This is a genomic window from Streptococcus mitis, from assembly GCF_002096755.1.
Taxonomy (GTDB): domain Bacteria; phylum Bacillota; class Bacilli; order Lactobacillales; family Streptococcaceae; genus Streptococcus; species Streptococcus mitis_AC.
In genome coordinates this window covers 22,287-48,306 of sequence record NZ_NCVF01000018.1, presented here as the reverse complement: position 1 = coordinate 48,306, position 26,020 = coordinate 22,287, and the positions used below count along the sequence as shown (strand labels likewise).

General features: G+C 41.3%; 29 protein-coding genes. All 29 read left to right on the top strand.

The features are described from left to right. The first annotated feature begins 1 nt into the window (after position 1). The 29 genes from B7700_RS01600 (at position 2) to whiA (ending at position 25,630) form a co-directional block, all read left to right on the top strand. On the top strand, positions 2-1,234 hold the full coding sequence (locus tag B7700_RS01600) for an aminoacyltransferase (protein ID WP_084886686.1): 1,233 nt from the start codon (positions 2-4) through the stop codon (positions 1,232-1,234). Between the two features lie 78 nt (positions 1,235-1,312). Continuing rightward, on the top strand, positions 1,313-2,014 hold the full coding sequence (locus B7700_RS01595; RefSeq protein ID WP_084886684.1) for a M57 family metalloprotease: 702 nt from the start codon (positions 1,313-1,315) through the stop codon (positions 2,012-2,014). A gap of 38 nt (positions 2,015-2,052) precedes the next feature. Next, positions 2,053-3,900 carry an excinuclease ABC subunit UvrC gene (gene uvrC / locus B7700_RS01590; protein ID WP_084886681.1) on the top strand — a complete coding sequence of 616 codons (1,848 nt, stop codon included), beginning with the start codon at positions 2,053-2,055 and terminating at the stop codon, positions 3,898-3,900. Further along, positions 3,890-4,744 carry a metallophosphoesterase family protein gene (locus B7700_RS01585; protein WP_084886679.1) on the top strand — a complete coding sequence of 285 codons (855 nt, stop codon included), beginning with the start codon at positions 3,890-3,892 and terminating at the stop codon, positions 4,742-4,744. The genes uvrC and B7700_RS01585 overlap by 11 nt, the downstream gene beginning before the upstream one ends. Before the next feature lie 173 nt (positions 4,745-4,917). Beyond that, entirely contained in the window at positions 4,918-5,523 is a 606-nt protein-coding gene (locus B7700_RS01580; RefSeq protein ID WP_084886677.1) for a nitroreductase family protein, read from the top strand. Between the two features lie 13 nt (positions 5,524-5,536). Continuing rightward, entirely contained in the window at positions 5,537-6,937 is a 1,401-nt protein-coding gene (gene pepV, locus B7700_RS01575) for a dipeptidase PepV (protein ID WP_084886676.1), read from the top strand. Positions 6,938-6,990: 53 nt separating this feature from the next. Then, complete coding sequence (locus B7700_RS01570; RefSeq protein ID WP_084886674.1) at positions 6,991-7,566, top strand: uracil-DNA glycosylase family protein; 576 nt, start codon at positions 6,991-6,993, stop codon at positions 7,564-7,566. A gap of 10 nt (positions 7,567-7,576) precedes the next feature. Continuing rightward, positions 7,577-7,864: a rhodanese-like domain-containing protein gene (locus tag B7700_RS01565; protein ID WP_084886672.1), complete on the top strand. Its 288-nt coding sequence runs from the start codon at positions 7,577-7,579 to the stop codon at positions 7,862-7,864. A 171-nt stretch (positions 7,865-8,035) separates the two neighbouring features. Next, the gene (gene brnQ / locus B7700_RS01560) at positions 8,036-9,361 is read left to right on the top strand and encodes a branched-chain amino acid transport system II carrier protein (protein ID WP_001074581.1); all 1,326 of its coding nucleotides are present in this window, start codon (positions 8,036-8,038) and stop codon (positions 9,359-9,361) included. A 97-nt stretch (positions 9,362-9,458) separates the two neighbouring features. Next, positions 9,459-10,496, top strand: coding sequence for a M42 family metallopeptidase (locus B7700_RS01555; RefSeq protein ID WP_084886667.1), 1,038 nt, complete (start codon positions 9,459-9,461; stop codon positions 10,494-10,496). 1 nt (position 10,497) lies between these two features. Further along, positions 10,498-10,968, top strand: a complete 471-nt coding sequence (locus B7700_RS01550; protein WP_084886665.1) for an HIT family protein — start codon at positions 10,498-10,500, stop codon at positions 10,966-10,968. A gap of 2 nt (positions 10,969-10,970) precedes the next feature. Then, entirely contained in the window at positions 10,971-11,687 is a 717-nt protein-coding gene (ldcB, locus tag B7700_RS01545; protein ID WP_084886664.1) for an LD-carboxypeptidase LdcB/DacB, read from the top strand. A 121-nt stretch (positions 11,688-11,808) separates the two neighbouring features. After that, positions 11,809-12,234: a 50S ribosomal protein L11 gene (gene rplK, locus B7700_RS01540; protein ID WP_001085809.1), complete on the top strand. Its 426-nt coding sequence runs from the start codon at positions 11,809-11,811 to the stop codon at positions 12,232-12,234. A gap of 207 nt (positions 12,235-12,441) precedes the next feature. Next, complete coding sequence (gene rplA / locus B7700_RS01535) at positions 12,442-13,131, top strand: 50S ribosomal protein L1 (protein ID WP_001085675.1); 690 nt, start codon at positions 12,442-12,444, stop codon at positions 13,129-13,131. Between the two features lie 284 nt (positions 13,132-13,415). After that, on the top strand, positions 13,416-14,174 hold the full coding sequence (locus B7700_RS01530) for a class I SAM-dependent methyltransferase (protein WP_084886662.1): 759 nt from the start codon (positions 13,416-13,418) through the stop codon (positions 14,172-14,174). Between the two features lie 86 nt (positions 14,175-14,260). Next, positions 14,261-14,773 carry an adenine phosphoribosyltransferase gene (locus B7700_RS01525; RefSeq protein ID WP_049551996.1) on the top strand — a complete coding sequence of 171 codons (513 nt, stop codon included), beginning with the start codon at positions 14,261-14,263 and terminating at the stop codon, positions 14,771-14,773. A gap of 182 nt (positions 14,774-14,955) precedes the next feature. Next, positions 14,956-15,900, top strand: a complete 945-nt coding sequence (gene metA / locus B7700_RS01520) for a homoserine O-acetyltransferase MetA (RefSeq protein WP_054367748.1) — start codon at positions 14,956-14,958, stop codon at positions 15,898-15,900. Positions 15,901-15,908: 8 nt separating this feature from the next. Then, complete coding sequence (locus B7700_RS01515; protein ID WP_084886660.1) at positions 15,909-16,586, top strand: DnaD domain-containing protein; 678 nt, start codon at positions 15,909-15,911, stop codon at positions 16,584-16,586. A gap of 97 nt (positions 16,587-16,683) precedes the next feature. After that, on the top strand, positions 16,684-17,442 hold the full coding sequence (tpiA, locus tag B7700_RS01510) for a triose-phosphate isomerase (RefSeq protein WP_000087893.1): 759 nt from the start codon (positions 16,684-16,686) through the stop codon (positions 17,440-17,442). 33 nt (positions 17,443-17,475) lie between these two features. Then, on the top strand, positions 17,476-18,990 hold the full coding sequence (lytC, locus tag B7700_RS01505) for a choline binding-anchored murein hydrolase LytC (protein ID WP_084886658.1): 1,515 nt from the start codon (positions 17,476-17,478) through the stop codon (positions 18,988-18,990). Positions 18,991-19,223: 233 nt separating this feature from the next. Then, on the top strand, positions 19,224-19,742 hold the full coding sequence (locus B7700_RS01500; RefSeq protein ID WP_000229886.1) for a Dps family protein: 519 nt from the start codon (positions 19,224-19,226) through the stop codon (positions 19,740-19,742). Positions 19,743-19,873: 131 nt separating this feature from the next. Beyond that, positions 19,874-20,380: a dihydrofolate reductase gene (locus tag B7700_RS01495; RefSeq protein ID WP_084886656.1), complete on the top strand. Its 507-nt coding sequence runs from the start codon at positions 19,874-19,876 to the stop codon at positions 20,378-20,380. Further along, the gene (locus tag B7700_RS01490; protein WP_000442260.1) at positions 20,380-20,550 is read left to right on the top strand and encodes a hypothetical protein; all 171 of its coding nucleotides are present in this window, start codon (positions 20,380-20,382) and stop codon (positions 20,548-20,550) included. The genes B7700_RS01495 and B7700_RS01490 overlap by 1 nt, the downstream gene beginning before the upstream one ends. 36 nt (positions 20,551-20,586) lie before the next feature. After that, positions 20,587-21,819, top strand: a complete 1,233-nt coding sequence (gene clpX, locus B7700_RS01485) for an ATP-dependent Clp protease ATP-binding subunit ClpX (RefSeq protein WP_012972566.1) — start codon at positions 20,587-20,589, stop codon at positions 21,817-21,819. Between the two features lie 8 nt (positions 21,820-21,827). Then, positions 21,828-22,415, top strand: coding sequence for a ribosome biogenesis GTP-binding protein YihA/YsxC (gene yihA, locus B7700_RS01480; RefSeq protein ID WP_000422604.1), 588 nt, complete (start codon positions 21,828-21,830; stop codon positions 22,413-22,415). Between the two features lie 10 nt (positions 22,416-22,425). After that, the gene (locus B7700_RS01475) at positions 22,426-22,806 is read left to right on the top strand and encodes a RidA family protein (protein ID WP_001140420.1); all 381 of its coding nucleotides are present in this window, start codon (positions 22,426-22,428) and stop codon (positions 22,804-22,806) included. A gap of 51 nt (positions 22,807-22,857) precedes the next feature. Then, positions 22,858-23,748, top strand: a complete 891-nt coding sequence (gene rapZ / locus B7700_RS01470) for an RNase adapter RapZ (RefSeq protein ID WP_050153533.1) — start codon at positions 22,858-22,860, stop codon at positions 23,746-23,748. Next, a complete protein-coding gene (locus B7700_RS01465) occupies positions 23,745-24,722 on the top strand; it encodes a YvcK family protein (RefSeq protein ID WP_084886654.1) in 978 nt (325 codons plus the stop codon). The genes rapZ and B7700_RS01465 overlap by 4 nt, the downstream gene beginning before the upstream one ends. Continuing rightward, positions 24,719-25,630, top strand: a complete 912-nt coding sequence (whiA, locus tag B7700_RS01460; protein ID WP_084886652.1) for a DNA-binding protein WhiA — start codon at positions 24,719-24,721, stop codon at positions 25,628-25,630. The genes B7700_RS01465 and whiA overlap by 4 nt, the downstream gene beginning before the upstream one ends. Positions 25,631-26,020 lie beyond the last annotated feature (390 nt).

Genomic DNA, 26,020 nt, shown 5'->3' with positions numbered 1-26,020 from the left:
TATGGCACTAATTACACTCACGAAAGAAGAGTTTCAGGCTTATTCTGATCAGGTTTCTTCTCGTTCCTTTATGCAATCGGTCCAGATGGGGGACTTGTTAGAAAAAAGAGGAGCTCGAATTGTTTATCTAGCTTTGAAACAAGAAGGAGAAATTCAAGTTGCAGCTCTGGTTTATAGCTTACCTATGTTAGGTGGTTTGCATATGGAGCTCAATTCGGGGCCTATTTATACGAGAAAAGAATCCCTGCCAGTTTTTTATGCGGAGTTAAAAGAATATGCTAAGCAGAATGGTGCATTAGAGCTACTTGTAAAACCTTATGAAATTTATCAAACTTTTGATAGTGAGGGTAATCCAATAGATGATGAGAAAAAAAGTATTATTCAAGTTTTGACTGATTTGGGCTATCAATTTGATGGTTTAAAAACAGGTTACCCAGGTGGAGAACCGGATTGGTTATATTGTAAAGATTTGAATGAGCTAACTGAAAAGACCTTGATTAATAGTTTTAGTAAAAAGGGGAAACCTTTGGTGAAAAAGGCTGATACATTTGGTATTCAGTTGAAAAAATTAAATCGTGAAGAACTTTCAATTTTTAAAGGTATAACAAAAACAACCTCTGAACGTCGAGAATATAGTGATAAAAGTTTAGAATATTATGAGCACTTTTATGACTCTTTTGGAGAAAAAGCCGAGTTTGTAATTGCTAGTCTAAATTTAGGAGAATATATACAAAATTTAATACATAAGCAAAAAGAATTATCTGAAAAAATAGCTACCTCATTACTCTTATTAGAACAATATCCAGATTCTGCACAAAAGAAAAAAGAACACAAAGAGTTGGCTAGGCAGTATGAAAGCTTTGAAGTTCGAAAAGCAGAAGCACGAGAGTTGATTGAAAAATATGGAGAGAAAGATCTTGTTTTAGCAGGTAGTTTATTTATTTATATGCCTCAAGAAACGACCTATCTTTTTAGTGGTTCCTATACTGAGTTTAATAAATTTTATGCCCCTACGCTACTTCAGAAATATGTTATGTTGGAAAGCATAAAACGTGGGATACCTAAATACAACTTCCTAGGGATTCAAGGGATTTTTGATGGTAGTGATGGCGTTTTGCGTTTTAAACAAAATTTTAATGGCTATATTGTACGTAAAGTAGGGACTTTCCGTTATCATCCATCGCCTTTAAAATACAAAGCTATTCAGTTACTCAAAAAAATATTAGGGCGATAAGATAAGAAAGTCGTTCTTTAGTTTTCTTTCAGCTTGTTTTAGTAAAATAGCCTTTATTTGCTAGAAAGGTGGAGAGATATGCGCTGGCTTTTTCGTTTGATAGGAGCTTTCTTTTCTTTTATTTGGCGTTTGTTTTGGCGCCTGGTTTGGATTGTTTTGCTTTTATGCACACTTGCTTTCGGAATTCTCTGGTATCTAAACGGGGATTTTCAAGGAGCGCTAAAGCAAGCAGAGCGGTCTGTCAAGATTGGTCAACAAAGTATTGACCAATGGGAAAAAACAGGGCAACTGCCTAAGTTGAACCAGACAGATAGCCACCAACACTCTGAAGGAAGGTGGCCTCAGGCCTCTGCTCGTATTTACCTGGATCCTCAGATGGATTCACGCTTTCAAGAGGCTTATTTAGAAGCTATCCAGAATTGGAATCAAACTGGTGCTTTTAACTTTGAAATCGTGACTGAGTCCAGCAAGGCGGACATCTTGGCTGCTGAGATGAACGACGGAAACACTCCTGTAGCAGGAGAGGCTGAAAGTCAGACCAATCTCTTGACGGGACAATTCTTGTCTGTAACGGTGCGGTTGAATCATTATTATCTGTCCAATCCAGACTATGGTTATTCTTATGAGCGCATTGTCCATACTGCAGAACATGAGTTGGGGCATGCGATCGGCTTGGACCATACAGATGAGAAGTCTGTGATGCAACCAGCTGGTTCCTTTTATGGTATTCAGGAAGAGGATGTTGCAAACCTTCGAAAAATATATGAGACCAATGAGTAGGGGACTATCTTTCCCTACTTTTTTGCTATAATGGAACTATGAATAACTTGATTAAATCAAAACTAGAGCTCTTGCCGACCAGCCCTGGTTGTTACATTCACAAGGATAAAAACGGCACCATTATCTATGTAGGAAAGGCAAAAAATCTGCGCAACCGCGTGAGGTCTTATTTCCGTGGGAGTCACGATACCAAGACAGAGGCCTTGGTGTCTGAGATTGTAGATTTTGAATTTATTGTTACGGAGTCCAATATTGAGGCCCTTCTCCTAGAAATCAACCTGATCAAGGAAAATAAGCCCAAGTACAATATCATGCTCAAGGATGATAAGTCCTATCCTTTCATCAAAATCACTAATGAGCGCTATCCTCGTTTGATTATTACCCGACAGGTCAAGAAGGACGACGGTCTTTACTTTGGTCCCTATCCAGATGTGGGGGCAGCCAATGAAATCAAGCGGTTGCTGGATCGGATTTTCCCTTTTAGAAAGTGTACCAATCCACCGTCTAAGGTTTGTTTTTACTATCATATCGGCCAGTGTATGGCTCATACCATCTGTAAGAAAGATGAAGCTTATTTCAAATCCATGGCCCAGGAGGTTTCTGATTTCCTAAAAGGACAGGACGACAAAATCATCGATGATCTCAAGGGTAAGATGGCAAGTGCTGCCCAGACTATGGAATTTGAACGTGCGGCCGAATATCGCGATTTGATTCAGGCTATTGGAACGCTTCGAACCAAGCAACGGGTCATGGCTAAGGATCTCCAGAATCGTGATGTCTTTGGCTACTATGTGGACAAGGGTTGGATGTGTGTTCAGGTTTTCTTTGTTCGTCAGGGCAAGCTTATTGAGCGCGATGTCAACCTTTTCCCTTATTATAATGATCCGGATGAGGACTTTCTAACCTATGTAGGACAATTCTATCAAGAAAAATCTCATCTAGTTCCCAGTGAGGTACTGATTCCGCAGGATATCGATGAAGAAGCAGTCAAGGCCTTGGTGGATACCAAGATTCTCAAACCTCAGCGTGGTGAGAAAAAACAACTGGTCAATCTAGCCATAAAAAATGCTCGTGTTAGTCTGGAACAGAAGTTCAATCTGCTAGAGAAATCAGTCGAAAAGACCCAAGGAGCTATTGAAAATCTAGGAAGTTTGCTCCAAATCCCGACCCCAGTCCGTATCGAGTCCTTCGATAACTCCAACATCATGGGGACTAGCCCTGTTTCGGCTATGGTGGTCTTTGTCAACGGCAAACCAAGTAAAAAAGATTATCGTAAGTACAAAATCAAGACTGTGGTTGGACCAGACGACTATGCTAGTATGCGTGAGGTTATCCGTAGACGCTATGGTCGAGTTCAACGTGAGGGTTTGACGCCGCCAGATTTGATTGTGATTGATGGGGGACAAGGTCAAGTCAATATTGCTAAACAAGTCATCCAAGATGAACTAGGCTTGGATATTCCAATTGCTGGGCTGCAAAAGAATGATAAGCACCAAACTCATGAATTGCTCTTTGGAGATCCGCTTGAGGTGGTGGAGTTGTCTCGCAATTCTCAGGAATTTTTCCTTCTCCAACGCATCCAAGATGAGGTGCACCGCTTTGCTATCACTTTCCATCGCCAACTGCGCTCTAAGAACTCCTTTTCATCACAATTGGATGGAATTGAAGGGCTGGGACCTAAACGCAAGCAAAATCTTATGAAGCATTTCAAGTCTCTGACCAAAATCAAGGAAGCCAGTGTGGATGAGATTGTCGAAGTTGGAGTACCAAGAGCAGTAGCAGAGGCTGTGCAGAGGAAGTTGAACCCGCAGGAAGCAGAAGCCTTAGCTCAAGTTGCGGAAGAACAAGTAGATTATCAAACAGAAGGAGAACACAATGAATTATAAAATCGCAATTTTATCAGATATTCATGGAAATACGACAGCTTTAGAAGCAGTGATTGCAGATGCTAAAAATCAAGGAGTCAGTGAATACTGGCTTCTGGGAGATATTTTTCTTCCCGGTCCAGGTGCAAGTGACTTGGTAGCCCTGCTAAAGGACCTTCCTATCACAGCCAGTGTTCGAGGCAATTGGGATGATTGTGTCCTTGAGGCCTTGGATGGTGAATACGGTTTGGAAGATCCACAAGAAATCCAGTCAATGCGAATGACTCAGTTTTTGATGGAGCGAATGGATCCTGCAACGATTGTCTGGCTACGAAGCTTGCCTTTGCTGGAAAAGAAAGAAGTTGAGGGGCTGCGCTTTTCTATCTCTCATAATTTACCTAACAAAAACTATGGTGGGGACCTACTGGTTGGGAATGATACAGATAAATTTGACCAACTGCTAGATGAGGAAACGGACGTGGCAGTCTATGGTCATGTTCACAAACAATTGCTTCGTTATGGAAGTCAGGGGCAACAAATCATCAATCCAGGTTCGATTGGCATGCCCTATTTTAACTGGGAGGCGTTAAAAAATCACCGTGCCCAATATGTCGTGATAGAAGTTGAAGATGGGGAATTGGTCAATATCCTATTTCGTAAAGTCGCTTATGACTATGAAGCGGAGTTAGAACTGGCCAAGTCCAAGGGACTTCCCTTTATCGAAATGTATGAAGAGCTACGAAGAGAAGACAACTATCAGGGGCACAATCTGGAACTATTAGCAAGCTTAATAGAAAAGCATGGGTATGTAGAGGATGTGAAGAATTTCTTGGAGGCTATAAAGTCAGAATATAAGATGGACTAGTTTCTTTAAGCAGCTGAAAATTAATTGGAACTGGATAAGGGGCTTCCTGCTTGAAATGATTTTCTTCATTCGGTTGCTTATCCTTGTTCCAGTTTGTCTCTACGAAAAATCTCTGCAACCTCTTTCAAATTATGGTAGAATGGAAGCAGTAGAATTAGAAAAGGAAATCGATTATGAAATTTCTTGAATTAAACAAAAAACGTCATGCGACTAAGCATTTCACTGATAAGCCGGTTGATCCAAAAGATGTGCGTACGGCTATCGAAATTGCAACCTTGGCACCAAGTGCCCACAACAGCCAGCCATGGAAATTTGTAGTGGTGCGTGAGAAAAATGCCGAACTAGCAAAATTGGCTTACGGTTCAAACTTTGAACAGGTATCATCAGCGCCTGTAACTATTGCCTTGTTTACAGACACAGATTTGGCTAAACGTGCTCGTAAGATTGCCCGAGTTGGTGGTGCTAATAACTTTTCTGAAGAGCAACTTCAATATTTTATGAAGAATTTGCCTGCTGAATTTGCCCGTTACAATGAACAACAAGTCAGCGACTACCTAGCCCTCAATGCAGGTTTGGTTGCTATGAACTTGGTTCTGGCTCTTACAGACCAAGGAATCGGATCAAATCTTATTCTTAGTTTTGACAAATCAAAAGTCAATGAAGTTTTGGATATCGAAGACCGCTTCCGCCCAGAACTCTTGATTACAGTGGGTTACACAGATGAAAAATTGGAACCAAGCTACCGCTTGCCAGTAGATGAAATCATCGAGAAAAGATAGAAAGAAGAATAAAATGACAACAATTGATTTTACAGCAGAAGTAGAAAAACGCAAAGAAGACCTCTTGGCTGACTTGTTTAGCCTTTTGGAAATCAACTCAGAACGTGATGATAGCAAGGTTGATACTGAACATCCATTTGGGCCTGGTCCAGTAAAAGCCTTGGAAAAATTCCTTGAAATCGCAGACCGCGATGGCTACCCAACTAAAAATGTTGACAACTACGCAGGACATTTTGAGTTTGGTGATGGAGAAGAAGTTCTCGGAATCTTTGCCCACATGGACGTGGTGCCAGCTGGTAGTGGTTGGGACACAGACCCTTACACACCGACTATCAAAGACGGTCGCCTTTATGCGCGTGGGGCTTCGGACGATAAGGGCCCTACAACAGCTTGTTACTATGGTTTGAAAATCATCAAAGAATTGGGCCTTCCAACTTCTAAAAAAGTTCGCTTCATCGTCGGAACAGATGAAGAATCAGGCTGGGCAGACATGGACTACTACTTCGAGCACGTAGGACTTGCGAAACCAGACTTCGGTTTCTCTCCAGATGCTGAATTCCCTATCATCAATGGTGAAAAAGGAAATATCACGGAATACCTTCACTTTGCAGGTGAAAATGCAGGTGCAGCTCGTCTTCACAGCTTCACAGGTGGTTTGCGTGAAAATATGGTACCTGAATCAGCAACAGCAGTTGTTTCAGGTGACTTAGCTGACTTGCAAGCTAAACTAGATGCCTTTGTTGCAGAACACAAACTCAGAGGGGAAATTCAAGAAGAAGCTGGTCAATACAAGGTGACAATCATTGGTAAATCAGCCCACGGTGCTATGCCTGCTTCAGGTGTCAATGGTGCGACCTACCTTGCCCTCTTCCTCAGCCAGTTTGACTTTGTTGGACCTGCAAAAGACTATCTTGAAATTGCTGGTAAAATTCTCTTAAACGACCATGAGGGTGAAAACCTCAAAATTGCTCATGTGGATGAAAAGATGGGTGCCCTTTCTATGAATGCCGGTGTCTTCCGCTTTGATGAAGCAAGTGCTGATAATACCATTGCCCTTAATATCCGTTATCCAAAAGGGACAAGTCCAGAACAAATTAAGTCAATCCTTGAAAACTTGCCAGTTGCTTCTGTTAGCCTTTCTGAACACGGTCACACCCCTCACTATGTGCCAATGGAAGATCCGCTTGTGCAAACCTTGTTGAATGTCTATGAAAAACAAACTGGTCTTCAAGGTCATGAACAAGTTATCGGTGGTGGTACCTTTGGTCGCTTGCTAGAACGAGGTGTTGCCTATGGTGCCATGTTCCCAGACTCAATTGACACTATGCACCAAGCTAATGAATTTATCGCCTTGGATGATCTCTTCCGCGCAGCAGCAATCTATGCCGAAGCTATTTACGAATTGATCAAATAAAACGATAGAAGTCTGAGATTTTATGCTTGGACTTCTTTTTGGAGGGAAAACAGATGTCTCAAATTGAAAGAATCAAGCAAGCCATTATGGCGGATCCGCAGAATGCTAGCTATACAGAACGCGGAATTGAACCTCTCTTTGCGGCGCCAAAAACTGCTCGCATCAATATCATCGGTCAGGCACCGGGACTTAAAACCCAAGAAGCAGGCCTTTATTGGAAAGATAAAAGTGGTGACCGCTTGAGAGACTGGCTTGGTGTTGATGAAGACACCTTTTACAATTCAGGTTATTTTGCAGTGTTGCCCATGGATTTCTACTTTCCAGGGCATGGCAATTCAGGTGATTTACCACCTCGAGCAGGATTTGCCGAAAAATGGCATCCACAGCTCTTGCAAGAATTACCCGATATTCAATTGACCCTCTTGATTGGGCAATATGCCCAGGCCTACTATTTAAAGGAGAAAATCAGTGGCAAGGTGACAGAGAGAGTAAAACACTATAAAGATTATCTGCCAGACTATTTTCCTTTAGTTCACCCCTCACCGCGAAATCAAATCTGGATGGCCAAAAATACTTGGTTTGAGTCAGAAGTGGTGCCAGGTTTGAAAAAAGAATTAAAACTATTTTAGGAGAAAAAGAATGAAAGAAATTTCCTTTGACGCATTTTACCAGCTTTACCAAAACGACCAACTTTCTCTAGTGGACGTGAGAGAAGTGGATGAGTTTGAAGCTCTTCATTTAGAAGGCGCCCACAACCTGCCACTTAGTCAATTGGCTGATACCTATGATCAGTTGGATAAGGACCAGTTACATTATGTTATTTGCAAATCTGGGATGAGATCGGCGCGTGCTTGCCAATTCTTATCAGAACAAGGTTATGAGGTTATCAATGTCCAAGGTGGCATGATGGCTTTTGAAGAATTTTAAACATTAGAATTTTCTCCTGCTTGGTGTGGACTGGGTAGGAGAATTTTATTTTTAGATAATTCTCATTTTTAAGAATCTTGAAAACATTCAATATTTACTTCGTGAAGCTTTTTTCATACTCCTATTCATGATATACTAGGTCAGTATTTTATAAATATGAAGGAGATTTACATGGCTAAAAAAGGTGCCCTAACAGGTTTACTCCTGTTTGGAATATTTTTTGGTGCGGGGAACTTGATTTTTCCGCCTTCTCTAGGTGCTCTATCTGGAGAACATTTTCTTCCTGCCATCGCAGGTTTTGTCTTTTCAGGTGTCGGTATCGCCGTCTTGACTCTTATTATTGGAACGCTAAATCCTAAAGGATATATTTACGAGATTTCAACAAAGATAGCGCCTTGGTTTGCGACTCTTTACCTCTCAGTTCTTTACTTGTCAATCGGTCCATTCTTTGCTATCCCACGTACAGCTACAACAGCTTACGAAGTAGGGATTAGCCCTCTTTTGTCGGATGCAAATAAAGGTCTTGGTTTGATTGTCTTTACGGTTCTGTATTTTGCAGCGGCTTATTTAATCTCGCTTAATCCATCAAAAATCTTGGACCGTATCGGCCGTATTTTAACGCCAGTCTTTGCGATTTTGATTGTTATCTTGGTTGTTCTGGGAGCTTTCAAATACGGTGGAACAAGTCCTCAAGCTGCTTCAGCTGCTTATCAAGCTTCTGCTTTTGGTACAGGATTCTTAGAAGGTTATAATACTTTGGACGCCCTTGCCTCAGTTGCCTTCAGTGTAATCGCAGTTCAAACCTTGAAACAACTTGGATTTTCAAGTAAGAAGGAATACATTTCAACTATTTGGGTGGTTGGTATCGTTGTTGCCCTTGCCTTCAGCGCTCTTTACATCGGTTTAGGTTTCCTTGGAAATCATTTCCCAGTACCTGCTGAAGCGATGAAGGGTGGAACACCAGGTGTTTACATCTTGTCACAAGCCACTCAAGAAATCTTTGGCTCAACAGCTCAACTCTTCCTTGCAGCTATGGTTACCGTAACCTGCTTCACAACAACAGTTGGTTTGATTGTGTCAACAGCTGAGTTCTTTAATGAACGCTTCCCACAAATCAGCTACAAGGTTTATGCGACAGCCTTTACCTTGATTGGATTTGCCATTGCTAATTTGGGTCTTGATGCGATTATCAAGTACTCCATTCCAGTACTGGTTATCTTGTACCCAATCACCATTGCCATCGTTATGATTGTCATTGTCAACAAATTTGTGGCTCTTTCAAAACCAGGTATGCAGTTGACAATTGCTGTTGTTACAGCTATTGCCATTGCAAGCGTACTAGGAAGCTCATTTAAAGTTGAGTTTCTTGCAAATCTTGTCAACGCTCTTCCTTTTGCCAAGGCATCTCTCCCATGGTTGGTGCCAGCCATCGTTGGAATCTTGCTCTCATTGGTTCTACCAAATAAGCAAGAAAGCGATGTTTTTGAAATGGAATAATCATTAAAATCACTTTTGTAGCCAAGTCTACAGGAGTGATTTTCTTTTTTTATCCGATGATAAATGTGTTATAATAGGTAGCAAAAGAGGTGAAGAAATGAATCAAACAGTAGAATATATCAAAGAACTGACAGCCATTGCGTCGCCAACGGGCTTCACTCGGGAGATTTCGGACTATTTAGTCAAGACTTTAGAAGGTTTTGGTTACCAGCCGGTTCGCACAGCTAAGGGCGGTGTCAATGTGACCATCAAAGGTCAAAATGATGAAGAGCATCGCTATGTGACTGCCCATGTAGATACGCTGGGTGCCATTGTCCGTGCTGTCAAACCAGACGGCCGTCTCAAACTGGATCGTATCGGTGGCTTTCCTTGGAACATGATTGAAGGAGAAAACTGTACCGTTCATGTGGCTAGCACAGGTGAAAAAGTATCAGGAACCATCCTCATCCACCAAACTTCTTGCCATGTCTACAAGGATGCAGGAACTGCAGAACGCACGCAGGACAATATGGAAGTGCGTTTGGACGCAAAAGTGACCAATGAAAAAGAAACTCGTGCCTTGGGGATTGAGGTCGGTGATTTTATTAGCTTTGATCCACGAACCGTCGTGACAGAGACAGGTTTTATCAAGTCTCGTCATTTGGATGACAAGGTCAGCGCAGCGATTTTGCTTAACCTGCTTCGTGTTTATAAGGAAGAGAAGATTGAATTACCCGTAACAACTCATTTTGCTTTTTCAGTCTTTGAAGAAGTGGGACATGGGGCTAATTCTAATATTCCTGCTCAGGTAGTAGAATATCTGGCTGTGGATATGGGAGCTATGGGAGATGACCAGCAAACAGACGAATATACAGTGTCTATCTGTGTCAAGGATGCCTCTGGACCTTATCACTATGACTTCCGTCAACATTTGGTTGCTTTGGCTAAAGAGCAAGATATTCCATTTAAGCTGGATATCTATCCGTTTTATGGTTCAGACGCTTCAGCGGCTATGTCTGCAGGTGCAGAAGTCAAACATGCCCTTCTCGGTGCTGGTATAGAGTCTAGTCATTCTTATGAGCGTACTCATATTGATTCGGTGGTCGCAACAGAACGAATGGTTGATGCTTATCTTAAGAGCGAATTGGGAGACTAATATGTGCCTTATTTGCCAGAGAATTGAGCTCATCAAGAAGGGAGAAAATCCCTATTTTGTCAAAGAGTTGGAAACAGGCTATCTTGTGATTGGAGACCACCAGTATTTTGCAGGTTATAGTCTCTTTCTAGCCAAGGAACATGTCACCGAATTGCACCATTTGAAAAAGGAGACAAGACTCCGTTTTCTAGAAGAAATGAGTGTGGTCCAAGAGGCGGTTGCTAAGGCCTTTGCTGCTGAGAAAATGAATATCGAACTGCTAGGAAATGGCGATGCCCATCTTCATTGGCATCTGTTTCCTAGACGAAGAGGTGACATGAATGGTCACGGTCTCAATGGACGTGGTCCAGTCTGGTGGGTTCCCTTTGAAGAAATGACAGCAGAAACCTGCCAAGCAAAACCGGATGAGATTAAAAGATTAGTCAAACGTTTATCGTCAGAAGTAGATAAACTATTAGAAATAAAGGAGTAGAAATGAAAAAAAGATACCTTATCTTGACAGCCTTGCTAGCCTTGAGTCTAGCAGCTTGTTCACAAGAAAAAGCAAAAAATGAAGATGGCTCAGCTAAGACAGAGCAAACTGCTAAAGCTGATGGAACAGTTGGAAGTAAGTCTCAAGGAGCTACTCAGAAAAAAGCAGAAGTGGTTAATAAAGGAGACTACTACAGCATCCAAGGGAAATACGATGAAATCATCGTAGCCAATAAACACTACCCATTGTCAAAAGACTATAATCCAGGGGAAAATCCAACAGCCAAGGCTGAGTTGGTCAAACTCATCAAAGCGATGCAAGAGGCAGGTTTCCCAATTAGTGACCATTACAGTGGCTTTAGAAGTTATGAAACTCAGACCAAGCTCTATCAAGATTATGTTAATCAAGACGGAAAGGCAGCTGCTGACCGTTACTCTGCCCGACCTGGCTATAGTGAACACCAAACTGGCTTGGCCTTTGATGTTATTGGGACTGATGGTGATTTAGTAACAGAAGAAAAAGCAGCCCAATGGCTCTTGGACCATGCAGCTGATTATGGCTTTGTTGTCCGTTATCTCAAAGGTAAAGAAAAAGAAACAGGCTATATGGCTGAAGAATGGCACCTTCGTTATGTCGGAAAAGAAGCAAAAGAAATTGCTGAGAGTGGTCTCAGTTTGGAAGAATACTACGGCTTTGAAGGCGGAGATTATGTCGATTAAAAATAAACTTTTCTCTTGCAATTCTAGATAAATAGTGTATAATAGATGAGTATGTGTAAAGCATACTTGTGGGAGGTAAAAATCTTTAATTACCGCCAAAACCACAAAGGAGGATTTAAAAATGGCTAAAAAAGTCGAAAAACTTGTAAAATTGCAAATCCCTGCTGGTAAAGCTACACCAGCTCCACCGGTTGGACCTGCTCTTGGTCAAGCTGGTATCAACATCATGGGATTCACAAAAGAGTTCAACGCTCGTACAGCTGACCAAGCTGGTATGATTATTCCAGTTGTTATCTCAGTTTACGAAGATAAATCATTTACTTTCGTTACGAAAACACCACCAGCTGCTGTTCTTTTGAAAAAAGCTGCAGGTGTTGAAAAAGGATCAGGTACACCGAACAAAACTAAAGTTGCTACAGTTACTCGTGCACAAGTACAAGAAATTGCAGAAACTAAGATGCCAGATTTGAACGCAGCAAACGTAGAGTCTGCAATGCGTATGATCGAAGGTACTGCTCGTTCTATGGGATTCACTGTTGTTGACTAATCAATAATACAGTAGAAAATCTCACAGCAGTCTATTAGTTGCTTTTCATACTAGGCAAGTGACTGAAGCTTGTACTTGGGTACAGCAAGGGAGCTTAACGAAGTAGGAAAAGAAAAATAATAGACTGAAAACCCGCAAGACTTCATCATTTCGAGAAGTGACGTGGGAGATGAAAATCGATTGAACCACTTACAAGGAGAATAGAAAATGGCTAAAAAAAGCAAACAACTTCGTGCTGCTCTTGAGAAAATCGACAGCACAAAAGCATACAGCGTAGAAGAAGCTGTAGCACTTGCAAAAGAAACTAACTTTGCAAAATTTGACGCAACTGTAGAAGTTGCTTACAACTTGAACATCGACGTTAAAAAAGCTGATCAACAAATCCGTGGAGCAATGGTATTGCCAAACGGTACTGGTAAAACTTCACGCGTTCTTGTTTTCGCACGTGGTGCAAAAGCTGAAGAAGCAAAAGCTGCTGGTGCAGACTTTGTTGGTGAAGATGACCTTGTTGCTAAAATCAACGACGGTTGGTTGGACTTCGACGTAGTTATTGCTACACCTGACATGATGGCTCTTGTTGGACGTCTTGGACGTGTCCTTGGACCACGTAACTTGATGCCAAACCCTAAAACTGGTACTGTAACAATGGATGTTGCTAAAGCAGTTGAAGAGTCTAAAGGTGGTAAAATCACTTACCGTGCTGACCGTGCAGGTAACGTTCAAGCAATCATCGGTAAAGTATCATTTGAAGCTGAAAAATTGGTTGAAAACTTTAAAGCTTTCAACGAAACAATCCAAAAAGCAAAACCAGCTACAGCTAAAGGAACTTACGTAACAAACTTGACTATCACAACTACTCAAGGTGTTGGTATCAAAGTTGACGTAAACTCACTTTAATCAGTAGTTTATAACAGAGAACGAGTGCGAAAGTGCTCGTTTTTTTAGGTACGACGGGCATTCCGTTCATCTGAGATGTAAGTACTCAGTGGTTACCATCTACTAGTGAACCTATATGCGTAAACTACGTGAGCAATTAAATTCGAACTAGAGAGGTGATTAATAGATTTATGCTATAGTCATGGCAGCTTGTATGCGTTTGATTATAGTTTATCAAATAATAGATTAGAATTGTCAGATAATATCATTTTATGTTATAATGAAGAAAAAACAGAGGTGTTCAAATGTCAGAAGCAGGTCATAAGTTTTTAGCAAAATTGGGGAAAAAACGCTTACGTCCAGGTGGAAAACGTGCCACAGATTGGTTAATTGCAGAAGGAGGATTTTCAAAAGAAAAGACAATACTAGAGGTTGCGTGTAATAGGGGAACTACAGCAATTGAGTTGGCACAGCGTTTTGGTTGCAAGATAACTGCTGTTGATATGGATGCTCAAGCTTTAGAAGTGGCTAAAAAATCTGCTGAAACGGCAGGTGTTGCTCATCTAATCAGATTTGAAAGAGCTAATGCAATGAAACTTCCTTATAAAGATGCTAGTTTTGATATTGTTATAAATGAAGCTATGCTGACTATGCAAGCCGATCAAGCTAAGAAAAAATGTGTAATGGAATATCTAAGGGTTTTAAAACCTGAAGGTCTTCTCTTGACACATGATGTGCTTCTTAAGGAAGCTAAAGAGTCTGTCAGACAGGAACTGTCACAAGCAATTCATGTAAATGTAGGTCCTTTAACTCAAGATGGTTGGGAACAGGTGATGATAGAATCAGGTTATTGTGATGTGAAAGTATTGACTGGTGAAATGACATTAATGAAATTATCAGGTATGATTTATGACGAAGGTTGGCTAGGAACTTTGAAAATTTGCGTAAATGCTTGTAAAAAGGAGAATAGAAAGCAGTTTTTAACTATGTATAAAATGTTTGATAAGAATAAAAAGAACTTGGGATTTATTGCGATGGCTAGTTATAAATCGTCAAATCGTTAGATAATCATTGAAGTTAAGTTTTCCTTTTTTCTTTCTTAAAAAATATGCTATAATAGAGAGTAAAAAACTTTGAAAGAAAGAAAAAGATGAATTTAAAAGATTACATTGCAACAATTGAAAATTATCCAAAGGAAGGGATTACCTTCCGTGATATCAGTCCTTTGATGGCTGATGGGAATGCTTATAGCTACGCTGTTCGTGAAATCGTTCAGTATGCGACTGACAAGAAAATTGATATGATCGTAGGGCCTGAAGCTCGTGGTTTTATCGTGGGCTGTCCAGTTGCCTTTGAGTTAGGAATTGGTTTTGCACCTGTTCGTAAACCAGGTAAATTACCGCGCGAAGTCATTTCTGCTGACTACGAAAAAGAATACGGTGTTGATACCTTGACTATGCATGCTGATGCCATCAAGCCAGGTCAACGTGTTCTTATTGTAGATGATCTCTTGGCAACAGGTGGAACTGTTAAGGCAACCATCGAGATGATTGAAAAACTTGGTGGTATTGTAGCAGGTTGTGCCTTCCTTGTTGAATTGGATGAATTGAACGGCCGTGAAAAAATCGGTGACTACGATTACAAAGTTTTGATGCATTATTAATCAAAAACAGTCCCTAGGGCTGTTTTCTCTACATTAGGATATAAAAATAGACTATAGCTAGTTAGAGAAAAACTATAATTGAAAACTATATCTTCTTGCAGTATAATAAAAGGACTAGGTGTTTGAAATTTGGCTTCAAACATATGCAACTATTCCTGAAAGAGTACAGTTAGGAGAGGGTTATGCCGATTCGAATTGATAAAAAATTGCCAGCTGTTGAGATTTTACGGACAGAGAATATCTTTGTCATGGATGATCAACGTGCGGCCCACCAAGATATCCGTCCTTTGAAGATTTTAATCTTAAATCTTATGCCACAAAAAATGGTCACAGAGACTCAGTTGTTACGCCATTTGGCTAATACACCCCTGCAACTGGATATTGATTTTCTCTATATGGAGAGCCACCGTTCTAAAACAACTCGTTCAGAGCACATGGAGACTTTTTATAAAACCTTTCCTGAAGTCAAGGATGAGTATTTTGATGGGATGATTATCACAGGAGCCCCAGTTGAGCATTTACCATTTGAGGAAGTGGACTATTGGGAGGAATTCAGTCAGGTAATCGAGTGGTCCAAGACCCATGTCTATTCGACCCTTCATATCTGCTGGGGGGCTCAGGCGGGACTTTATCTGCGTTATGGGGTTGAAAAATACCAGATGGACAGTAAGTTATCAGGTATCTATCCTCAGGATACTTTAAAAGAAGGACACCTTCTCTTTAGAGGCTTTGACGATAGCTACGTTTCCCCTCATTCTCGGCACACGGAGATTTCTAAGGAAGAGGTCTTAAACAAAACCAATCTCGAGATTTTATCAGAAGGGCCACAGGTTGGGGTTTCAATTTTGGCTAGTCGTGATTTACGAGAAATTTATAGTTTTGGGCATTTGGAATATGACCGTGATACCTTGGCAAAAGAGTATTTTAGAGATCGTGACGCAGGTTTAGATCCACATATTCCAGAAAATTACTTTAAGGATGATGATGTCAACCAGACACCTTGTCTTTGTTGGTCTTCATCAGCAGCCCTCTTTTTCAGTAACTGGGTGAATTATGCGGTGTATCAGGAGACGCCTTTTGACTGGAGAAAAATAGAAGATGATGCATCTGCATTTGGGTATTTATAAGAGGAATTATGACATATTTAGACGCTTTTAAATCAGGGAACTTGGTTTTACCGAGTGCCCTGCTCTTGCATTTTAAGGAACTCTTTCCTTCCAGTGATGATTTTCTAGTCTGGCAATTTTTCTATTTGCAAAATACGACAGGTTTGGATGAAATGTCGCCAAGCCAGATTGCTGAAAGGATTGGCAAGGAAATTTCGGATGTCAATCAGGCCATTTCCAATCTTACGGAGAGGGGACTGCTTCAGTATCGTACTATCGAATTAAATGGCGAAATCGAATTGCTTTTTGATGCTAGTTTGGCATTGGAACGTTTGGATAATTTGCTTGGAGCTGCTCATTCAAGTTCAGACCAGTTGACACCTCAAAATCAGCTTAAGAATTTGGTGGAAACTTTCCAGCAGGAGTTGGGACGCTTGTTGACTCCTTTTGAGATTGAGGATTTGACCAAGACACTAAAGGAAGATGGGACCAGTGCTGACTTGATTAAGGAGGCTCTTCGTGAAGCTGTTTTGAATGGGAAACCAAACTGGAAGTACATTCAGGCGATTTTGAGAAACTGGCGTCATGAAGGTATCAAGAGTGTGGCTCAAATTGAGGCCAAGCGGGCAGAGAGAGAAGCAAGCAATCCTCAGTTGACACAGGTATCTGCAGATTTCAGAAATGCCATGGATCTTTGGAAGGATTAATCGTTACAAGCAGGATTGAAATCCGAGTAAGATTTGCAAGCTGTGTATAATTGTGATAAAATAAATAGAAAATAAATTGAAAAAAGAGGTATGTGAAATGTCACGTAAACCATTTATCGCTGGTAACTGGAAAATGAACAAAAATCCAGAAGAAGCTAAAGCATTCGTTGAAGCAGTTGCATCAAAACTTCCTTCATCAGATCTTGTTGAAGCAGGTATCGCAGCTCCAGCTCTTGATTTGACAACGGTTCTTGCAGCTGCAAAAGGTTCAAACCTTAAAGTTGCTGCTCAAAACTGCTACTTTGAAAATGCAGGTGCTTTCACTGGTGAAACAAGCCCACAAGTTTTGAAAGAAATCGGTACTGACTACGTTGTTATCGGTCACTCAGAACGCCGTGACTACTTCCATGAAACTGACGAAGATATCAACAAAAAAGCAAAAGCAATCTTTGCAAACGGTATGCTTCCAATCATCTGTTGTGGTGAGTCACTTGAAACTTACGAAGCTGGTAAAGCTGCTGAATTCGTAGGTGCTCAAGTATCTGCTGCATTGGCTGGATTGACTGCTGAACAAGTTGCTGCATCAGTTATCGCTTATGAGCCAATCTGGGCTATCGGTACTGGTAAATCAGCTTCACAAGACGATGCACAAAAAATGTGTAAAGTTGTTCGTGACGTTGTAGCTGCTGACTTCGGTCAAGAAGTTGCAGACAAAGTTCGTGTTCAATACGGTGGTTCTGTTAAACCTGAAAACGTTGCTTCATACATGGCTTGCCCAGACGTTGACGGTGCCCTTGTAGGTGGTGCGTCACTTGAAGCAGAAAGCTTCTTGGCTTTGCTTGACTTTGTAAAATAATCAGTAGCAAAAGCTAGGTGGAACAGCATTCAGATGTCTGTTCCATTTTTTATAGGAGAGGAAAGATTGAAAACAAAGATTGGAAAAATTGGATTAGCAAGTATCTTTTTACTAGGCTTGGCAACTAGCCATGTCGCTGCAAATGAAACTGAGGTAGCAAAAACTTCGCAGGATGCAACGACAGTTTCAAGTAGTTCAGAGCAAAATCAGTCTTCTAATAAAACTCAAACGAGCGCAGGAGTAAAGACCACTGCTTCTGCCCACTGGGAGGGGGATTATTATGTAAAGGCTGATGGTTCCAAAGCAAAGAGTGAGTGGATTTTTGATAACTACTATAAGGCTTGGTTTTATATTAAGTCAGACGGTCGTTATGCTCAAAATGAGTGGCAGGGCAATTACTACCTAAAATCAGGTGGTTATATGGCTAAGAATGAATGGGTTTATGATAACGCCTATAAGAATTGGTTTTACCTGAAGTCTGATGGTTCTTATGCTAACCAGGAATGGCATTCTGTTGGAGGTAAATGGTACTATTTTAAAAAATGGGGCTATTTAGCTAAAAGTCAATGGCAGGGAAGTTATTTCCTAAATAGTCAAGGTGCTATGATGCAAAATGAATGGCTTTATGATCCAGCCTATTCGTCTTACTTCTATCTCAAATCTGATGGTTCTTATGCAAATCAAGAGTGGCAAAAGGTAGACGGCAAGTGGTACTATTTCAAGAAGTGGGGTTACATGGCCAAAGATGAGTGGCAGGGTAACTACTATTTGACAGGAAGTGGTGCTATGGCTACTGGTGAATTAGTCATGGATGATGCTCGCTATATTTTTTCTGACTCAGGTGAGTTAAAAGAAAAGAAAGACTTGAATGTTGGCTGGGTTTACCGAAATGGCAGACGTTATTTCTTTAACCATCGTGAAGAACAAGTTGGGACTGATCAAGTTAAAAAAGTTATCGATGTCAGTGAGCACAATGGCCGTATCAGTGACTGGAAAAAGGTCATCGATGATAATGGAGTAGATGGAGTCATTGTTCGTTTGGGCTATAGTGGAACTGAGGACAAGGAATTGGCTCATAATATCAAGGAGTTAAACCGCCTTGGAATTCCTTACGGTGTTTACCTCTATACTTATGCTGAAAATGAGACCGATGCTGAGAATGATGCTAAGCAGACTATTGAACTCTTGAAGAAATACAAGATGAACTTGTCTTATCCAATCTACTATGATGTTGAGAACTGGGAATATGTCAATAAGACCAAGAGAGCTCCAAGTGATACTGGAACTTGGGTCAAGATTATCAACAAGTATATGGCAACAATGAAGCAGGCTGGTTATCAAAATGTGAATGTTTATAGCTACCGTCAACTTTTGCAAACTCGTTTGAATCATCCTGATATTTTGCAACATGTTAACTGGGTAGCAGCCTATACGGATGCGCTTGATTGGAATAATCCTCATTATTCAGGAGAAAAAGGATGGCAATATACTTCATCTGACTCTCTTAAAGGGATTCGAGGACGTGTGGATGTTAGCGTCTGGTATTAAGATGTAAAACTGAGAAAAGAGTGTACATTTGCATCCTCTTTTTTCTTTATTTTATCGCAGTTAAGGGAGTTTGAAAGGGACTGTGTTTTATTCTAAAAAATTCTTAAATTATCAGTCTATTGCAACTTTTCTCATGTGAGTCATTTTGCTTGCTATTGGTTTTCCTTAGTAGTATACTAAGGTAGTAATCATTAAGAAGTGGTTACAAAAAATAATAAACGAGGTAAAATAAAATGGTAGAATTGAAAAAAGAAGCAGTAAAAGACGTAACATCATTGACAAAAGTAGCGCCAGTAGCATTGGCAAAAACAAAGGAAGTATTGAACCAAGCTGTTGCTGATTTGTACGTAGCTCACGTTGCTTTGCACCAAGTACACTGGTATATGCGCGGTCGTGGTTTTCTTGTGTGGCATCCAAAAATGGATGAATACATGGACAGCCTTGATGGCTATCTTGACGAAATCAGCGAACGTTTGATTACACTTGGTGGCAGCCCATTCTCTACTTTGACAGAATTCCTTCAACATAGTGAAATCGAAGAAGAAGCTGGTGAATACCGTAATGTTGAAGAAAGCTTGGAACGTGTCCTAGATGTTTATCGTTATCTCATCACTCTGTTCCAAAAAGCTTTGGATGTTACTGATGAAGAAGGTGATGATGTGACAAACGATATCTTTGTTGGTGCTAAAGCTGAACTTGAGAAAACGGTTTGGATGCTTGCCGCAGAACTTGGACAAGCACCTGGTTTGTAAGAAATAGAATAATCATATAAAAATCTGTAGGATGCCTCTTACGGATTTTTTTCTATTCTGTAAGCTATTCCAAACCAGTCTTTTTTTGAGTTTTTTGATAAAATAGTACTATCAGTGAAAAGGATGGAAGCATGACTAAGAAAATTGTAGCTATTTGGGCCCAGGATGAAGAGGGTGTGATTGGTAAGGACAATCGTCTGCCTTGGCATTTGCCAGCAGAATTGCAACACTTTAAAGAAACAACTCTGAATCATGCTATCTTGATGGGGCGTGTGACCTTTGACGGGATGGGGCGTCGCTTGCTTCCAAAACGGGAGACTTTGATTTTGACTCGTAACCCAGAAGAAAAGATAGATGGGGTTGCTACTTTTCACGATATCCAGTCTGTTCTAGACTGGTATCAGGGTCAAGACAAGAATCTCTATATTATCGGTGGGAAGCAAATTTTTCAGGCTTTTGAGCCCTACCTTGACGAAGTGATTGTGACTCAAATTCATGCTCGGGTGGAAGGAGATACCTATTTCCCTGAAGAATTTGACTTGTCTCTTTTTGAGACAGTTTCAAGCAAATTTTACGCTAAAGATGAGAAAAATCCTTATGATTTTACCATCCAATACCGCAAGAGAAAGGAAGTCTAATGGAACGTAGTATATTTGGTTTTTTCACAGCCATGCTGTGTTTGGTCTGCTTGCTTGCAGGAGCACAGGCTTTTCGTAAAAAGCGCTATGGACTTTCTGTCCTGCTCTGGTTAAATGCCTTTACCAATTTGGTCAATAGTATCCATGCTTTTTACATGACCTTATTTTAGATAGAATGACAGTATAGAATAGAACGGAAGGAAATCATGCCTACAAATAGGAATAATGATATGATGGTTTATTGCTCATTTTGTGGCAAAAGCCAAGAAGAAGTACAAAAAATAATCGCTGGGAACAATGCCTTTATCTGTAATGAATGTGTGGAGTTAGCCCAGGAGATCATTCGTGAGGAGTTGGCTGAGGAAGTCTTGGCAGACTTGTCTGAGGTACCAAAACCAATCGAACTCCTCCACATCTTGAATCACTACGTAATCGGTCAAGATCGTGCCAAACGTGCCTTGGCAGTAGCTGTATACAACCACTACAAACGCATCAATTTCCACGATACGCGTGAAGAGTCAGAAGATGTGGATTTGCAGAAATCAAATATCTTGATGATTGGCCCAACTGGTTCAGGGAAAACTTTCCTTGCTCAGACCTTGGCTAAGAGCTTGAATGTACCTTTTGCGATCGCAGATGCGACAGCTCTTACTGAGGCTGGTTATGTGGGTGAGGACGTGGAAAATATCCTCCTCAAACTCCTACAGGCTGCTGACTTTAACATCGAGCGTGCAGAGCGTGGGATTATCTATGTGGATGAAATTGACAAGATTGCTAAGAAAAGCGAGAACGTGTCTATCACACGTGATGTTTCTGGTGAAGGTGTGCAACAAGCCCTTCTCAAGATTATCGAGGGAACCGTTGCTAGCGTGCCGCCTCAAGGTGGACGCAAGCATCCACAACAAGAGATGATTCAAGTGGACACTAAAAATATCCTCTTCATTGTGGGTGGTGCCTTTGATGGCATTGAAGAAATCGTCAAACAACGTCTGGGTGAAAAAGTCATCGGATTTGGTCAAAATAATAAGGCGATTGACGAAAACAGCTCATACATGCAAGAAATCATTGCAGAAGATATTCAAAAATTTGGTATTATCCCAGAGTTGATTGGACGTTTGCCTGTCTTTGCAGCTCTTGAGCAATTGACGGTTGATGACTTGGTTCGCATCTTGAAAGAACCAAGAAATGCCTTGGTCAAACAATACCAAACCTTGCTTTCTTATGATGATGTTGAGTTGGAATTTGACGACGAAGCTCTTCAAGAGATTGCCAATAAAGCCATCGAACGTAAAACGGGTGCGCGTGGTCTTCGCTCGATCATCGAAGAAACCATGCTAGACGTCATGTTTGAAGTACCGAGTCAGGAAAATGTGAAATTGGTTCGCATCACTAAAGAAGCTGTCGATGGAACGGATAAACCAATCCTAGAAACAGCCTAGAGGTGACTATGGAACTTAATACACATAATGCTGAAATCTTGCTCAGTGCGGCTAATAAATCCCACTACCCACAGGATGAACTTCCAGAGATTGCTCTAGCAGGACGTTCAAATGTTGGTAAATCTAGCTTTATCAACACAATGCTGAACCGCAAGAATTTAGCCCGAACATCAGGTAAACCTGGTAAAACCCAGCTTCTTAATTTCTTTAACATTGACGACAAGATGCGCTTTGTGGATGTTCCTGGTTATGGCTATGCCCGTGTTTCTAAAAAGGAACGTGAAAAGTGGGGGCGAATGATAGAGGAGTACTTAACGACTCGGGAAAATCTCCGTGCAGTGGTCAGTCTAGTTGACCTTCGTCATGATCCGTCAGCAGATGATGTGCAGATGTACGAATTTCTCAAGTATTATGAGATTCCAGTCATCATTGTGGCAACCAAGGCGGACAAGATTCCTCGTGGTAAATGGAACAAGCATGAATCAGCAATCAAAAAGAAATTAAACTTTGACCCAAGTGACGACTTTATCCTCTTTTCATCTGTCAACAAGGCAGGGATGGATGAGGCTTGGGATGCAATCTTAGAAAAATTGTGAGGAAAAGAAAATGGCAAAAACAATTCATACAGATAAGGCCCCAAAGGCTATCGGACCATATGTTCAAGGAAAAATCGTTGGCAACCTTTTGTTTGCTAGCGGTCAAGTGCCCCTATCTCCTGAAACTGGGGAAATCGTTGGAGAAACGATCCAAGAACAGACAGAACAAGTCTTGAAAAACATCGGTGCTATTTTGGCTGAAGCAGGAACAGATTTTGACCATGTTGTCAAAACAACTTGCTTCTTGAGCGATATGAACGACTTTGTTCCTTTTAACGAGGTTTACCAAACGGCCTTTAAAGAGGAATTTCCAGCTCGTTCAGCAGTAGAGGTAGCTCGTCTTCCTCGTGATGTAAAAGTCGAAATCGAAGTCATCGCAGAGATTGGATAAGCTAGTTGAAGTTTGGTGTTGCCAAACTTCTTTTGATATAAGGAGAAAAAGATGACAAAGAAACAACTTCACTTGGTGATTGTGACAGGGATGAGTGGCGCAGGGAAAACAGTTGCTATTCAGTCCTTCGAAGATTTGGGTTATTTTACTATTGACAATATGCCGCCAGCTCTCTTGCCTAAGTTTTTGCAGTTGGTGGAAACAAAGGAAGACGACCATAAGTTGGCCTTGGTAGTGGATATGCGTAGCCGTTCTTTCTTTTCAGAAATTCAAGCTGTCTTGGATGAGTTGGAAAATCAAGATGATTTGGATTTCAAAATTCTCTTTTTGGATGCAGCTGATAAGGAATTGGTTGCTCGTTACAAGGAAACCAGACGGAGTCACCCACTAGCAGCAGACGGTCGTATTTTAGATGGAATCAAGTTGGAACGTGAACTCTTGGCACCTTTGAAAAATATGAGTCAAAATGTGGTGGATACGACTGAACTTACTCCTCGTGAGCTGCGTAAAACCCTTGCAGAGCAGTTTTCGGATCAAGAACAAGCCCAGTCTTTCCGTATCGAAGTCATGTCTTTTGGCTTTAAATATGGAATCCCGATTGATGCAGATTTAGTCTTTGATGTCCGATTCTTGCCAAATCCCTACTACCTACCAGAACTGAGAAACCAAACGGGTGTGGATGAACCAGTTTATGACTATGTCATGAATCATCCTGAGTCAGAAGACTTTTATCAACATTTGTTGGCCTTGATTGAGCCGATTTTGCCAAGTTACCAAAAGGAAGGGAAGTCTGTTTTGACTATTGCCATGGGTTGTACGGGTGGACAACACCGTAGTGTGGCCTTTGCTAAACGCTTGGCGCAGGACTTATCCAAGAATTGGCCTGTCAATGAAGGGCATCGTGATAAAGACCGAAGAAAGGAAACGGTAAACCGTTCATGAGAAAACCAAAGATAACGGTGATTGGTGGAGGGACTGGGATCCCCGTCATTCTTAAAAGTCTACGTGAAAAAGATGTGGAAATCGCTGCTATCGTAACGGTGGCAGATGATGGTGGTTCATCAGGTGAACTCCGAAAAAATATGCAACAATTGACACCGCCAGGTGATCTTCGTAATGTCCTTGTGGCCATGTCGGATATGCCTAAGTTTTATGAGAAAGTCTTTCAGTATCGCTTTTCTGAAGATGCTGGAGCCTTTGCTGGCCATCCATTGGGTAATCTCATTATCGCTGGCCTGTCAGAAATGCAGGGTTCGACCTATAATGCCATGCAGTTACTGAGCAAATTTTTCCATACAACTGGGAAGATTTATCCTTCCAGTGACCATCCCTTGACCCTTCATGCAGTCTTTCAGGATGGGACAGAAGTGGCTGGAGAGAGCCATATTGCAGACCATCCAGGCATGATTGACCATGTCTATGTGACCAATACCCTCAACGATGATACGCCTCTGGCTAGCCGTCGAGTAGTGCAGACCATTCTTGAAAGTGACATGATTGTCCTCGGACCTGGTTCCCTCTTTACCTCGATTTTGCCCAATATCGTGATTAAGGAAATTGGGAAGGCTCTTTTGGAAACTAAGGCAGAAATCGCCTATGTCTGCAATATTATGACCCAACGTGGGGAGACGGAACACTTTACAGATAGTGACCACGTGGAGGTCCTGCATCGTCACCTTGGTCGCCCTTTTATCGATACTGTTTTGGTGAATATCGAAAAAGTGCCTCAGGAATACATGAATTCCAACCGTTTTGATGAATACTTGGTGCAGGTGGAACATGATTTTGCTGGTCTTTGTAAGCAAGTTCCGCGTGTGATTTCATCCAACTTCCTTCGTCTGGAAAATGGGGGTGCCTTCCACGATGGAGATTTGATTGTGGATGAATTGATGCGGATTATACAGGTGAGAAAATGAGTTTCACAGTAGCAGTAAAAGAAGAAATTCTAGGTCAGCACCATCTAAGCCGGCATGAATTATCTGCCATTATCAAGATGTCTGGTAGCATCGGTCTCTCGACCTCGGGCCTAACCTTGTCTGTCGTGACAGAAAATGCCAAGCTGGCTCGGCACCTCTATGAGTCCTTTCTCCATTTCTACGAAATCAAATCGGAAATTCGTCACCACCAACGGAGTAATCTCCGCAAGAATCGAGTATATACAGTTTTTACAGATGAAAAGGTGCAGGACTTGTTGAGTGATTTACGCTTGGCAGACTCCTTCTTTGGTCTGGAAACAGGTATTGATGAGGAGATTTTATCAGATGAGGAAGCAGGTCGTGCCTATCTCTGTGGTGCTTTCTTGGCAAATGGAAGTATTCGTGACCCTGAGTCAGGCAAGTACCAGTTGGAAATCAGTTCTGTTTATCTGGACCACGCGCAAGGGCTTGCCTCTCTTCTCCAGCAGTTTTTACTGGATGCCAAGGTGCTTGAGCGCAAGAAGGGAGCTGTTACCTATCTCCAGCGTGCCGAAGACATTATGGACTTCTTGATAGTCATCGGGGCTATGCAGGCGCGTGATGATTTTGAGCGGGTTAAGATTTTGCGAGAAACCCGTAATGACCTCAATCGGGCCAATAATGCCGAGACAGCTAATATCGCTCGGACAGTCTCTGCCAGCATGAAGACTATCAACAATATCAGCAAAATCAAAGATATCATGGGCTTAGAAAATCTGCCAGTGGATTTGCAGGAAGTAGCGCAGTTGCGGATTCAGCACCCAGACTACTCTATCCAACAGTTGGCAGATAGCCTCAGCACCCCTCTGACCAAAAGTGGTGTCAACCATAGACTTAGAAAAATCAATAAGATAGCCGATGAATTATAAAGATATAAAACACCTCTTTCTTGACAATTGAACAGAACATGTGAGATAATAAAGAGGAATTGAGAAGTTCTAGCATTTTAGTGCTATCAGAAATCCCCTCGGTACTGCAATACCGAGGGGATTTTTTCTGGGTTAGATAGCACTAACCACGAAGGTTACTTGTCGAAGTGATCGTCTAACCAACGAGTCACCAGCCATGAGATGATACTCTCGATGACTGCGATAAGTACTATTTTGAGAAGTTCTAGCATCTGTAATACCTCCTTTTCCAAGGCGTATTGTTAGTGCCGTCGTTATTATATCACATGCTTTATCAATTTGATAGGACATTTTTGATTTTTGAAAAAGAAGGGGAAAGGTATGAGCTGATTAGATCGTAGATGAACTATA